We start from the raw sequence: 12,982 nt of genomic DNA, 5'->3' as shown, positions 1-12,982 counted from the left end.
GAAAACGCAAAGGGATTTGCGGAAACGGCAAACTCTGACATGCTGTGGGCATGGAAAAGCCAAAGGATTCAGGTCAGCGAGCGACCCGCGGTGCACTGAGCGAGCGGGGAGCTCACACGGCGAGCCGACAGTCGGAAATTCCTGCCGACGGACCTGGCTCGGTCGGGGCGCAGGAGGCCATCAGGCAGTCGTTGGCAGGAGTAGGTGCCCGACTGCGAGGACTGCGACGGGAGCAGAATCGCACCCTCGACGAGGTGGCCGAGCAGGCTGGAATGTCGACCAGTACGCTGTCGCGGCTGGAGTCCGGGAAGCGCAAGCCGAGCTTGGAGCTGCTGCTGCCCCTGGCCGGGGTCTATGGGCTTCTGCTGGATGAGCTCGTGGGGACTCCGCCGATCGGGGATCCGCGCATCCATATCTCACCTCGGAAGTTCCATGGCCAGACCATCTTGCCGCTCAGTCGTGGGGCGATCGGAGTGCAGGCGTTCAAGCACATCGTCGATGGTCGGCAGACTCCGAAGCTCGGTTCGCTGAAGACCCACCCCGGGTTCGAGTGGGTCTATGTGATTCGCGGTCGACTGACCCTCATCCTCGGTGATCGGACGATGGTCCTCAGCGCCGGGGAGGCTGCCGAGTTCGATACTCGGACTCCTCATTGGTTCGGGGGAGCCGATGATGCCGGGGTCGAATACCTCAGCCTCTTCGGTCCCGAAGGGCAGCGTGTTCATATGAAGAGCTGACCTGGAGGCTGCTGACCGGGTTGCTTCTGGTCGGACTGCTGTTGACCTGGCTGCTTCTGGTCGGACTGCTGTTGATCTCGTGTCAGCAGTGCGTCGTAGCCTGTCGTCAGACGATCGGCCCGTCTTCTCTTTGATTGACTCGTCTGCCGCCCGTCTGCCGGTGGTCTTCCGCCCGTCTGCCGCTCGTCCTCCGCTCGTCTGCCGGTGGTCGAGCTCCACTGGATGCGAATGATTCTGCGCTCATCAATGCGGATCTGCAGCTCACACTGAGTGGTGAACCTCTTGCGATCAGCCAAAATAGGAATCAGTCGTACATAAATGACGGTATCTCAAATAAATAGTACAAAACTGTAGAATCTGTTCGAATCATGCATTAGAATAGGGGCAAGCCGAACCCATCAACGATGATGAACGGATACAGATAATGGCTCTCATCCCCGATCGAAGGTACGACGAGCACGACAACCCTGAGGCAGGCAGGACTTCTGCAGCGCCGTCCCCATCCGATGCCTCACCAGAATCCCCGGAATCCAAGCCCCGACATACAGGTTCCCCGCCGATCTGCTCCCGGCAGACAGCAGACCCTGCGTCTTCCGTTCCTGCCGACCGGACAGAATCCGCCGGGCCGACCTATCGAGAGCTGCTCGCCGGGGTCGGACTCGACCTCACCGGCCACCCCCTCGCGGACAGGTTCGACGGCATCGCCGAAGATCCACCCGACGATGAATTCGGCGACGAGCGAATCGAAGTCGCCGAACACGGCGGCGAAGAAGCCGTCGGAGGAGCTGAAGCCGTCGAAGGCGGCAATGAGACTGCCGCTGTTGGTGCGGATGCAGAGACTTATCCACTGCCCGGCGGCGACGTTCGCAGCGGTCAGGGACCCTGGTCGAGCAGGACGACGCTGCCGGAGTCCGAAGAGGAAGTCCAGGCATGTATCAAAGAGATCGAGGCACGCCAAAGCGCGTGGATGAAGGCAAAGCGCGAAGAACGGGAAGCACAGCGCGCCGCCGAGCACGAAAAACACCTGCGGAAGAACCCGCAGATGCGCGAGGAGTGCGAGGAGCTCGAACGCGAAAGAGCGGAGTGGAACGCACGTGTCGAGCGCTACGAGGAGAAGAAGCAGGCGAGGGAAGAGGCCGAGCGTGCAGCCGAGAAAGAACGCTCTGAACGGCACCAGGCGCTGGCCGAAAGCTGCGACTCTTCGTCCGACTCCCACCCACTGCTCGATGAGTACCGTTGGTCGGACCTCAAGTATGTGGCTCCGGAGGTCACCGACAGCATCGAGAGCCTGAAAGATCTGCTCGAAGGGCTCAACGGCTTCACTCGCCCCATGGGGCCCGATGACGCGGTGACACTCCTCGACGGGCTTGAGACCTTGAACCGTCTGAACGAATCTCTGTCGATCGTGACACTCTCAGTCTTCGACCGTGTCGGAACGCCCCGCGACTATGGGGCAAAGACGACAAAGGCGCTGGTCCAGCACCGACTCAACGTGTCGGGTCAGGAAGCCTGCCGCAGGACCCAACTCGCCGAGTGCCTGGGAAAGCGGACCAGCATCAGCGGAGAGTCGATCGAGGCGAAGTTCCCCATCCTCGCTGCTGCGCTGCGGGAAGGAACTCTGTCGTCGAATCAGGCTTCGACCATTTCCAAATGCCTGAACAATCTGCCGCCGAACGCATCGGAAGACGACAAGATCAAAGCCGAGAGTCTGCTCGTCGAGAAGGCTCCGACAGTCCGCGTCTGTGATATCCACACGCTGTTTCAGGAGATCCTGGGTTGGATCGATCCCGACGGCCAGGAGCCCAAGGAGGCGGCCGACCGGGACAATCTCAACGTCAATCTGCGTCAGATGAAGGACGGTACGTGGACTCTCAAAGGGCGCCTCGACGAAGAGACCGGAGGAGTCCTCAACGGGCTGCTGACCTCACGCATCAAAACCGACTCGAAGTCGGACGAGGACGACTGCGCGAGTGCAGCAGGCGTCGATGACGAATCCGATCCTGCCGACGGTGCGCGCCCAGCAGCAGGAAGCGGTGCTGAGAATGAGACCGCCTCCGACCAGGAAGTCGTCACCACTTATTCGGAAGTCCTGCGCGGCGACCGCTTCGACTGCCTCGATCCTTCGCTGGACTTCACTCAGCCGCAGATCGGTGCGAACGGAGAGATCCCGCGGGGAGCCGGTGTCAAGCAAGACGGAACCCTGGTGGCTATGGCCGCTGAACAGCCGAGCGTCCGCCGTCGCATCTACGAACGATTCTCCAGTCTCGTCGGCAGTATCGAGATGAACCGCATCAAGGCGGGTGCATCCTACGCACTGGTCGTCACGGCCAAGGCCGAAGACCTTGCGAACCAGACGGGCAGAGCCGCTACCGACGCGGAAGCGCCGTTCCCGATCGGACCCGCCGCTCTGGAGGGGCTGAACGGCTCGGTCTTCTTCCACCTCATGGGCGAGAAGACGAAATCGATGGCGCTCGCCACCGAAAGGCGCCTGGCCACCGAGAAGCAGTTGGCGGTTCTCGCCAGCCGTGACCAGGGATGCACTTTCCCGGGATGCGACACTCCTCCTGGGTGGTGCGAAGCACATCACATCGTTCCATGGGCACGCGACGGCAAAACCAACGTCAACAATCTCACGCTGGCGTGCTCCGCGCATCACCACCTGCTCGACAATACCGATTGGGATTGCAGGATGCTCAAAGACGGCCGCCCCGCCTGGGTGCCGCCGGCAATCCTCGACCCAGCACGAGAGCCGGTGCTCCACGCACGGTTCATCGCGCGCGAGATCGGGGAGACCCTCTTCGGCTGGCAGCCACACCGGCGAGGAACTCTGCTGATCGCCAGGATGGCGGGGAGAGGAACGGAATGTTCCGCTCGCGCACGATGTTGCCTCGGTATGAAGCTTTCCATCCTCGACCTCGTCCCTGTCCGGACAGGACAGACCACAGCGGATTCGTTCGCGGCCTCGAAACAGATCATCGACACTGCAGACAAGCTCGGTTTCACCCGCTACTGGGTGGCTGAGCACCACAACATGCCATCGATCGCATCGACCATGCCTGGACCCGAACTCATGTACCTCGGTCAGGGCACACAACAGATCCGCCTGGGCTCCGGCGGAGTCATGCTTCCCAACCATGCTCCACTGGCAGTCGCCGAGCTCTTCGCGCTCCTGTCGGCGGTCTACGGCGACCGCATCGACCTGGGCATCGGACGTGCACCGGGGACGGACCCGATCACTTCGGCGGCCATGCGGGGCCACCTAGGAGAAGGAAGGATGGTCGACCGGGAAGGGCGAGCCATCGATCCAGTCGAACAGTTCCCCCAACATGTGATCGATACTCTCAGCCTCATGCAGCCTGACGGGATGCGCGTCCCACTTCACGGTGGGCGTGAGCACGTGCTCAAAGCGACTCCCGCCGCAGTGCCGGGAACGCAGCCATTGCCTTGGCTGCTCGGATCATCTGGCTACTCGGCCAGGCTGGCAGCTGAACTCGGCATGCCCTACGTCTTTGCCAACCACTTCGCATCCGGGGCCACCACGGGAATGAAGATCTACCGAGACAACTTCACTCCGGGTGCCTACGGTGACCAGCCGCAGACTTTCGTCACAGCCAACGTCGTCGTCGCACCCACCGAGGAAGAGGCACAGCTGCGATCGGAACCCTTCATGTTGCAGATGTCCCGGATGCGCACCGGCGGAGCCATGGAGAAACTGCACCTGGCCGGTGACGATGTGCGTTCGGTGATGACCGATCAAGAGCGCATGGTCGGCGAAGAGCTCTCCAGCAACTGGATCATCGGTGACCCGAAATCAGCGGCCGCGCAGCTCGAAGAACTCGCAGAGCGCTTCGACGTCGACGAGATCATGATCCAACCGATCGCCGGTGCCATGGAAGGCGAAGACGTGCGGGAAGACCCGGGGCGGATCCAGACGATCGAGCTGCTCGCCACCGAATTCCTCGGTGCTCGAGCCTCGACTGATTTTCGATTCTCACCGGGCCTCGGCAGAGGATAGAAGTCTCAGCTCAGCATCGATTCGAGCAAGTGCACTTCAATCCACGGTCAGTCCGCGTTATCCTGTCACAGTGTCGTGAAAGCTGACAGTCGTGTGACAGGCAGTAGAATCGATATCGTGTGGTTCCTCGTTTCCGGCGAGGTCACTCCCTTCGGAGGGGCCGAGTCAGAATCGAAGACTGCACACCGAATGCGCTCGCGCACCTTCGGAGACTTCCCCCACGCGGGCCTGCCGCCCGCAGACCGAAAGAGAAATAATGCGTACCAAAATTGCTGTTTCGGCAGCACTTGGGGTCGGACTGGTTTTCGGCGCCGGTGCTCCCGCACTGTCGAGCAATCTGTCCTCGACCGACGCCGCAAAGACGTCCGGCATCTCCGCTGATGTCGTTCCCGGCCAAGAACTCGAACGAATCACCGACGGCAAGATCGAAAAGGGCGAAACCGCCTACGTCGATGTCACGGTAGCGACTCTGTGGACCGATCCGAAGGCTCCGCGAAAGGTCGACAAGCCTGCGCTCCAGCACCCGGTCGACCTCAAGAAGTGGAACAAGAACCTCAAATCCACCGATGTGCGCCGAGGCCTGACAGGCAAAACCGAGACCCAAGCAACCTACGGTTCGGAAGTCACCGTCCTCGACGTCAAGGGCAGCTGGGCCAAGGTCGCCGTCGCCGACCAGAAGACCCCGAAAGACAAGAAGGGCTACCCGGGCTGGCTGCCGAAGAAGCAGCTTGTCGAAAACGACCGGTTCGGAACGCTCCGCGAAGACCAACCCCGCGCCGTAGTCACGAAGCCCAAGAGCGAACTCGAAGGCATCGAATTCACCAAGGACACTGGTGCTGACGTCAGCTTCAACGTCGACCTGCCCCTCATCGCCCAGGACGTCGACGACGTCCGCGTGGCCCTCCCCGGAGGCGGTGCCGCCTGGATCGACATCGACGACGTGGATGTCTACGAAGTCGGCGACAAGCCCGAGAAGCCCAGCGGCAAAGACCTCGTGAAGACCGCTGAGCAGTTCGAGGGACTGCGCTACCTGTGGGCAGGAGTCTCCGCCTACGGATACGACTGCTCCGGATTCACCTACTCCGTCTATAAGGCCCACGGCATCGACCTGCCCCGCGACTCGGGCGAACAGGCGAAAGCGGGCAAGGCTGTCTCCTCGTCGAACCTCAAGCCCGGTGACCTGCTGTTCTTCTCGACCAGCTCGGGAACGGTCCACCACGTCGGCATGTATGTCGGCGACGGCAAGATGATCCACTCGCCCAACGCGTCGAAGGATGTCTACGTCACCGACTGGAAGAAGTGGGACACCGGAAACGAATTCTCCGGAGCCCGCCGGATCCTCTGACCTGGATCGAGCTGATCCGACCTGGACCGGCTGATCTAGAACGAGCTGACCCGACCTGGACTGGCCGACCCGACCCGGACTGGCCGATCAAGAACGAGCCGACCAGGACCTAGCGGACCCGACTCGATTCTGCTCCAGAGGTGTTCGAGTGAGATTCGGCCGAAACAGCGAACTGCCGACACGCTGATGGCCGGTGCCCAACCCAGGGGCACCGGCCATCAGCATATTCAATGCCGTCTTGCGCTATTGGCGGCCGGGCAAGCGGTCTGGCCTGGACGCGCAAACCGGACATTGACCCGGCTCGCCCACCGAGGCGGCACCAGGTCAGTGACGCGAACTCGGGTCAGTGACGCGAACTCGGGTCAGTGACGCGAACTCTGTGTCGACTTCAGGAAGATCGCACGGGCCAGATCGTCGCGACGTTCGATGACCAGCCGGCGCAGAGCCGCGGGCGCATCGACGTTGGCCGCCAACCAAGCGTCGGTCTTCTCAACCACGTCCTCCTCGTCGACGGACCACCGGGGGTAGAGGCCGAGCACCAGGCGGCGGGCGATCTCAATGGAGTTGTCCATCCAGAATCCGAGCAGTCCATCGAAGTACTCATCGACATACTCCTCGATGAGCGGCAGCGCACTCGGCGCGATGAACCCGGCGATGATCGCCGACAGCACATCATTGCTCAGCGCTCCCGCCTCGCGGATGGCCTCCCACGCACGGATCTTGACGATCGGCAGAGGCAGGGCGGCACTGGCCGTCTCGGCATGGAGCCGACCCGAAGAGCTGGGATCCGAATGATTTTCGCGCGCGATATCCGTCTGATCCGCCCAGCCGAGGCACACGAGCGCGGTCAGCGCATTCCACCTCAGCGCATGATCATTGATGAGTCCGCGGAACGGCAACGTCGCAGTCGAATGCTCGGCACCACGACCCGTGCGAGAACTGCGGGGCGCCGCGACTGCCTGACCGGCCTGACCGGCCTGACCGGCCTGACCCGACTGACCAGCCTGACCGGATCGACCTGACTGCCCTGACTGTCCCGGGGCGTCGGCATACATTCGGTCGATCTCCTCGCCGACCGGCACCGTCAGGATCTGGCTGGCGAATCCACGCCCCATGGCCACGGCAGAACTGCCGGCGGCACATCGTGCCGTCCGCGACGTCAGCGCCAACACCAGATTGGCCAGGTGCAGCTGCGCATCGGACCCGGCCTTCGCCGCAGCCAGCGCATCCAGCGCCGCACCCAGCAGTCCCGTGATCGCGGCATCGAAATTCCGGTCCGCCACCCACTGATCGATGCAGGTCAGGGCGGTCTGGCTGAGCCCTGCCATGATCCCTGCGTGGCTCTCCTTGCCCAGGCTGCGGGCATAGGCGGTGAGGTACTTCTGCACCGGCATGAGTCCATCGCGCACGGCATTGTCCAAGGCTGACCACACCAGCGCCCGCGACAGAGGCTCGGTGATCCGTGACGCCGAGGTGACCGCCGCCTCCGTCGACGCCGGATCCAGGCGCACCCGCGCATAGTCCAGATCGTTGTAATTGATCAGAGTGATCACGCCGGCACTGCGACCGATCAGTTGCTCGACCTCCGCCGACTCGGTCGAGAACTCGAAGCGGAAGGAATCAAGGGGGACGACTGCCCGTCCCGACCGCCCGAGCGTGGCGATCTCGATCGTATGCGGTCGCAGCAGGGCCGTGCCCTCGGCCGAATCGGCCTGGGTGATCGTGGCGCCCGTGACCTTCTCCGTCGCGGATCGTCGCCGAGGCGGCTGAACGCTGCCGCCCGTGCCGGACTCTGCCGCATGCGCGGCTCCGGTCGCTCCGTCGAACCTGTCGTCGAACGCATCCGGGCTGCGCAGCTTCGCGCCCGAGCTCGAAGCCACGAGCCTCCCGGTTCCAGCGCCCGGCGCGGCAACATCGGAAACAGACGAAGTCCCATCACTCTCGGCACCAACCGACGCTCCGGTGGATCCGACCGGTTCCGTGGGGGACTCAGCCGACCCCTCGGAGGACGCAATCGACCCTGGGGAGGGGTCAGCCGACCCTTCCGTCGTCGTGATCTGCAGGGACAGTTCCGAGACTCCGGACGTCCCCAGCCACGCGGCCGCCCAGGTCGCGATGTCCCGGTCGGGAGCCGCCTCGGCGAGGCATTCGAGGAAATCCGCGAGCTCGGTGTTGCCGTACTCGAAGCGTTTGAAGTACAGCCTGGATCCGGCGAAGAACGCCTCCCTGCCGACGAACGCGACGAGCTGCTTGAGCACGGATGCGCCTTTGGCATAGGTGATGCCGTCGAAGTTGAGCTTCGCGGCCTCGACATCGGGGATGTCGGCGACGATCGGATGCGTCGTGGGGTACAGATCCTGTGTATACGCCCACGCCTTGCGCCGCAGCGCGAACGTCACCCAGCCATCGGTGAACCGGGTCGCCTCGGCCAGCGCGAGCCCGCCCATGAAATCGGCGAAGGACTCCTTGAGCCACAGATCGTCCCACCACTTCATCGTCACCAGATCGCCGAACCACATATGCGCCATCTCGTGGAGGATGACGTTGGCACGTGACTCGTAATTGGCGTCCGTGACCTTGTCACGGAAGATCAGCGAATCCGTGAACGTGACCAGACCGGGGTTCTCCATCGCGCCGAGGTTGTACTCGGGAACGAAGATCTGATCGTACTTGCCCCACGGGTAGGGGTAGTCGAACTCCGCGGTGAAGAAGTCGAGGCCGGCCTTTGTGACACTGAAGATGTCATCTGCGTCGAGGTGATCGACGAGGCTCGCGCGCGTCCACGCGCCCAGCTGCACGGTCTGCCCGGTGCGCGGGTCCGTCCACTCATCCGTCGCCCCTTCATAGGGACCGGCCGTGATGCAGGTGATGTAGCTCGACTGCTTGAGCGTCGGTTCGAAATAGTGGGTGACCGTCCCCGCAGATTCGGTTCCCGCCGAAGTGGCACCCGCCGAGGTGATTCCCGCCGCGCCATCGGCGGGTTCAGTCTTCGCCGCGGGCCGGTTCGACAGGACCTGGAAATGCGCGGGAGCGGTGACCGTGAAGATGAACTCGGCTTTGAGGTCCGGCTGGTCGAAGTTCGCGAACACCCGTCTGGCATCGGTGGGTTCGTACTGGGTATAGAGGTAGGTCTTGCCGTCGGCCGGATCCGTGAATCGGTGCAGACCCTCACCCGAGGTCGAATAGCGGGCCTGCGCTTCGATCGTCAGAGAATTGCGGCCGGCGCGGACAGGGAACGTGATACGAGCCCCGTCGAACGCCTCGGCGGGGGAGATGCTCTCCCCATTGATCAGCACCGAAGTCACGGAGTCAGCGATCAGATCGATGAATGTCGAATCGACGAAGCGGGCGGTGAAGTCGACGACTGTACGAGAATGGTAGGTGTCGGCATCGGTTTCGGCATTGCTGACGTCGATATGGACTGAGTAGGAATCGACCTCGAGCAGCTGTGTTCGACTCTGAGCTTCGCTTCGGGTGAGATTCGTGGTCATTCATTAGCCTCCTCGGCGGACAGACTTTAGCATGCCACATTTCCGGTATTCTGAGTACAGCACCACTGAGCGGCAGAGGGGACTGATGGCGGAGAGTCGAGTCGGACAATTGCCAGGGCGGGCATTCAACGTCTTCTCCCATCGACTGCGTCTCGGACTCAAACGCGTGTGGGTGAACTCCGGTCAGCTGATCCAGATCCCCATCGCTGCGACCGCCGCATACGCCTTCTGCGTCTACGTCCTCGGCCACCCCTACCCGTTTCTCGCCGCCGTCGCTTCGGCGGTGGGAATCGGCCCCGTCGCCGACCGACGGCTGCGTCGAGCACTCGAGATCGGCATCGGCGCGACCTTCGGAGTGCTCGTCGGCGAGCTCCTCGTCAACGTCTACGGCACCGGCATATGGCAGCTCGCAGTCACCCTCATCATCGGTCTTGTCATCGGCACGATCCTCAACTCCGGCGGCATCTTCATCACCCAGATCGCCGTCCAATCCGTCTACGTCGTCGTGGTCCCGGCCAGCTCCACCACCATGCCGTTCCCCCGCACCCTCGACGCCCTGACCGGTTCCGTGTGTGCGATCCTGCTGGCCTTCCTCATCCCCCGAGACGCCCGAAAAGTGCCCAGACGTCTGGCCGCAGACATGCTCGAGGAGATCGACGATGTCCTCAAGATGATGCGGCGGGCACTGCAGAATTCTGATTCCGCCCTGGCCAACCGTGCCCTTGAACGCGCCCGCGAGACCCAGAACATCATCGACTCGTGGGGGTCGTCGCTGCGGATCTCGCGCGAGGCCGCGAAGATCAATGCCCGGGCCCGTCGTCACGCCGCCGAGGTCACCCGTCTCTCCCGGGCTCACAAATTCTCTGATCGGGCGATGCGCACCATCCGTGTGATCGCCCGCCGAGTCGTGGGTATCACCGAGCTCGAAGTCGACAAGCCCGTCATCGCCGATTACGTCGGATCGCTGGCCGAGGGGGCGAAGAAGCTTGAGATCGCGCTGCGGCGGGGCACCGACCGATCCCTCGCCGAGGCGGCCCTGTCCGAAGCTGCCAGTGCACTGGATCCGCGGGCCAAGCCCGATTGGGACATCCACGACGAGTCCCTCGTCCTCCTGCTCCGGACCGTCGCAGTGGACCTCCTCCAGGCGGCTGGCCTGACGAGGGATGAGGCGCAGTCACGGCTGCCGCCGCTGGAGGCGGAGGCTGACACGGACGACGGAACGGTCGCGGAATAGCCGCGACGCCCTCGTCGACGGCACTTTGGGCCGAGGGCTCGTCGACGGCGATTTGGGCGGCGCGACCCTCGAGGGCTGGATCTGCCTCAGGTGCTCTCGACGACGAAGACGGCGTTCGTGCCCGGTGCCAGAGCCGTGAAGCGATGAGGCTGATCGCCCGGGTGGGTGAGGTAGTCGCCGACACCCAGGTCGTAGGACTTTCCGAGCACTTCGATGCGAGCAGCCCCTCGGCCGAGGATGACATGTTCGATCGTGCCCTGCGGGTGCGGCTGAGACTCTCGTGGTTCGCCCGGTTCGGCCTGAATGAAGTAGACATCGCGTCGGGCATTCGTCGGCGACGGTGAGAGCAGGGTGGCCACATAGTTCGCGGTCGTCGAAGGCAGGCTCGGCATGTCACCGACGTGTTGGAGGGCCACTTCGTGCGGGGGAGGATCGAGCAGGCGGGCGAGAGGGATGTCGAGGGCTGCGGCCAGCGCCCACATCGTCTCCAGACTCGGATTGCCGCTTCCGGTCTCGAGCCCGGACATCGTCGACTTGCCGACGCCTGCCCGCCGAGCGACCTCCGACAAAGAGAGTCCGGCCCGCAGCCGTTCACGCTTCAGCGCCGCAGCGATCTGCTGGCTCGGTGAAAGCGCAGCACCGGAAGCAGACGAGCCGGCCTCGCCGACGGCATGGTCATCGACCGTCTCGGCGGGTTCGGTGCCGCCCTGTGAGTCATTCAGCGAATCGACGTTGCTTCGTGAGGTCATGGGTTCACTATAGCGGTTAGATCGTTCGGGTTGACGAACGATGGCTGAGAGTGCACTGTATGGAACATGAGTTCATTATTTCGCACGGCGGAGCGGAAGCCTCGGGTCGAGCGGGTTCTGCCCGGTTCGACCTATCGGGCGGTGGCCATCGTCACCATCACGATCATCGCAGTCGCGCTCTCGTACGGGGCGATCTCCGCCGTCTCCGGTTTCGCCTGGTGGCAGACGCTGCTGCTGGCGATGTTCGCCCTCGGCGGCGCGGCCGAGTTCACCTTCGTCGGCGTCATCGCCGCCGGCGGCGCCCCGATCCTCGCCGTGCTCGCAGGACTCCTCGTCAACTCCCGAAACTTCGCCTTCGGTGTCGCCGTCGGCCCCTTCTTCCCACAGGACTGGCGAGCACTCATCGCCTCTCACTGGATCAACGACGAATCCACCGCGATCTCGCGCACCGGTCACAACGACCGCGCGAAGTGGCACGCGTTCCTGCTGATGGGGGCCGCGATCGCCATCATGTGGCCCGGCGGCGCTATGGTCGGGCAGTGGCTGGGCAATGTCATCAACGCGGACCTGCTCGGTCTCGACGCAGCCTTCCCGATCATCCTCTTCTGCCTCATCCGCGGGGATCTGAAGAACCGGATCACACTCTCGCTGACCGTCATCGGCATCCTCATCGCTGTGGGCCTGACCCCGCTGCTGCCGCTCGGACTGGGAGCAGTGACCTCTTTGTCCGTCTTCGTCTTTGTCGTCGCCGGCTGGGCTGTGCGCTCATTCATCCGTCGCCGCCGTTCCGGTGGTGCCGGCGCATCCGCAGACACTGCTGACACAGACACTGCTGCCGGCGCCGACGGGCACCCGCAATCCGGAATTCCTACGACTCCAGGGGAGGGGCACCGATGAGTGCCGTCAGTTTTCTCATCGCCCTTGCGGGGCTGAGCCTCGGAACCTATCTCATGCGCTTCGCCGGAGTGAAGGTCGGGGCCGCCATTGCCACGAAGGGTCGTCGACGCGCCCCATCGGCCGCCTCGGCGAGTGGCGGGCACACCTCATCGGCCGGCTCGGTGAGGGTCGAGCGCACCCCATCGGCCGCCTCGGCGGTGGCTGACGGACGCGAGGCGAACCCAGCCGGCGGCATCGGGGAACATTCAGCCGAATCAGCCGAATCAGCCGAACCCGCAGACTCGACCGAGCGTGTGACGATGTGGATGGACCGGGCCACGGTCGTGCTCATCGGCGCCGTCTTCGCGACGACCGCGGTCTTCGACGGCAAGGACATCGCCGACCCGGCCCGTCTCATCGGGGTCGGCGCCGGCGTGCTCGCCGCGATCCTGCGGGTGCCGATGCTGCTCGCCGTGGTCATCGGCATGGCCGTGTGCGCACTCATCCGCACGACCGGGATCCTCTGAGCCGAGAC

At 63.7% G+C, this 12,982-nt stretch carries 8 protein-coding genes; 6 read left to right on the top strand and 2 right to left on the bottom strand.

All coding sequences use genetic code 11. The annotated features are described in order from the left end of the window. The first annotated feature begins 50 nt into the window (after positions 1-50). The 3 genes from EB835_RS06225 (at position 51) to EB835_RS06210 (ending at position 6,097) form a co-directional block, all read left to right on the top strand. Positions 51-737 carry a helix-turn-helix domain-containing protein gene (locus EB835_RS06225; protein WP_135808596.1) on the top strand — a complete coding sequence of 229 codons (687 nt, stop codon included), beginning with the start codon at positions 51-53 and terminating at the stop codon, positions 735-737. Between the two features lie 424 nt (positions 738-1,161). After that, the gene (locus EB835_RS20825; protein WP_346763139.1) at positions 1,162-4,752 is read left to right on the top strand and encodes an MsnO8 family LLM class oxidoreductase; all 3,591 of its coding nucleotides are present in this window, start codon (positions 1,162-1,164) and stop codon (positions 4,750-4,752) included. 256 nt (positions 4,753-5,008) lie between these two features. Next, complete coding sequence (locus EB835_RS06210; RefSeq protein ID WP_135808595.1) at positions 5,009-6,097, top strand: C40 family peptidase; 1,089 nt, start codon at positions 5,009-5,011, stop codon at positions 6,095-6,097. A gap of 362 nt (positions 6,098-6,459) precedes the next feature. Here EB835_RS06210 and pepN read toward each other — a convergent pair whose 3' ends face one another. Continuing rightward, positions 6,460-9,588, bottom strand: coding sequence for an aminopeptidase N (gene pepN, locus EB835_RS20555; RefSeq protein WP_240688579.1), 3,129 nt, complete (start codon positions 9,586-9,588; stop codon positions 6,460-6,462). 85 nt (positions 9,589-9,673) lie between these two features. On the opposite strand from pepN, the gene EB835_RS06200 reads away from it, so the two are divergent. Beyond that, positions 9,674-10,822, top strand: a complete 1,149-nt coding sequence (locus EB835_RS06200; RefSeq protein WP_135808594.1) for an FUSC family protein — start codon at positions 9,674-9,676, stop codon at positions 10,820-10,822. 86 nt (positions 10,823-10,908) lie between these two features. Here EB835_RS06200 and EB835_RS06195 read toward each other — a convergent pair whose 3' ends face one another. Next, the gene (locus EB835_RS06195) at positions 10,909-11,571 is read right to left on the bottom strand and encodes a helix-turn-helix domain-containing protein (RefSeq protein ID WP_135808593.1); all 663 of its coding nucleotides are present in this window, start codon (positions 11,569-11,571) and stop codon (positions 10,909-10,911) included. Positions 11,572-11,637: 66 nt separating this feature from the next. On the opposite strand from EB835_RS06195, the gene EB835_RS06190 reads away from it, so the two are divergent. Next, complete coding sequence (locus tag EB835_RS06190; protein ID WP_135808592.1) at positions 11,638-12,468, top strand: AzlC family ABC transporter permease; 831 nt, start codon at positions 11,638-11,640, stop codon at positions 12,466-12,468. Then, positions 12,465-12,974, top strand: a complete 510-nt coding sequence (locus EB835_RS06185; RefSeq protein WP_135808591.1) for an AzlD domain-containing protein — start codon at positions 12,465-12,467, stop codon at positions 12,972-12,974. The genes EB835_RS06190 and EB835_RS06185 overlap by 4 nt, the downstream gene beginning before the upstream one ends. Positions 12,975-12,982 lie beyond the last annotated feature (8 nt).

It is taken from the genome of Brevibacterium sp. S22 (assembly GCF_004745485.1).
Classification (GTDB): domain Bacteria; phylum Actinomycetota; class Actinomycetes; order Actinomycetales; family Brevibacteriaceae; genus Brevibacterium.
Note: the sequence above shows the minus strand (reverse complement) of the source record. Positions and strands in the feature narration are given on the sequence as shown.

Excerpts from the sequence above, each read along its gene's own strand:
- EB835_RS06225 (WP_135808596.1), top strand. The coding sequence starts at position 51 with ATGGAAAAGCCAAAGGATTCAGGTCAGCGAGCGACCCGCGGTGCACTG.
- EB835_RS20825 (WP_346763139.1), top strand. The coding sequence starts at position 1,162 with ATGGCTCTCATCCCCGATCGAAGGTACGACGAGCACGACAACCCTGAG.
- EB835_RS06210 (WP_135808595.1), top strand. The coding sequence starts at position 5,009 with ATGCGTACCAAAATTGCTGTTTCGGCAGCACTTGGGGTCGGACTGGTT.
- pepN (WP_240688579.1), bottom strand. The coding sequence starts at position 9,588 with ATGACCACGAATCTCACCCGAAGCGAAGCTCAGAGTCGAACACAGCTG.
- EB835_RS06200 (WP_135808594.1), top strand. The coding sequence starts at position 9,674 with ATGGCGGAGAGTCGAGTCGGACAATTGCCAGGGCGGGCATTCAACGTC.
- EB835_RS06195 (WP_135808593.1), bottom strand. The coding sequence starts at position 11,571 with ATGACCTCACGAAGCAACGTCGATTCGCTGAATGACTCACAGGGCGGC.
- EB835_RS06190 (WP_135808592.1), top strand. The coding sequence starts at position 11,638 with ATGAGTTCATTATTTCGCACGGCGGAGCGGAAGCCTCGGGTCGAGCGG.
- EB835_RS06185 (WP_135808591.1), top strand. The coding sequence starts at position 12,465 with ATGAGTGCCGTCAGTTTTCTCATCGCCCTTGCGGGGCTGAGCCTCGGA.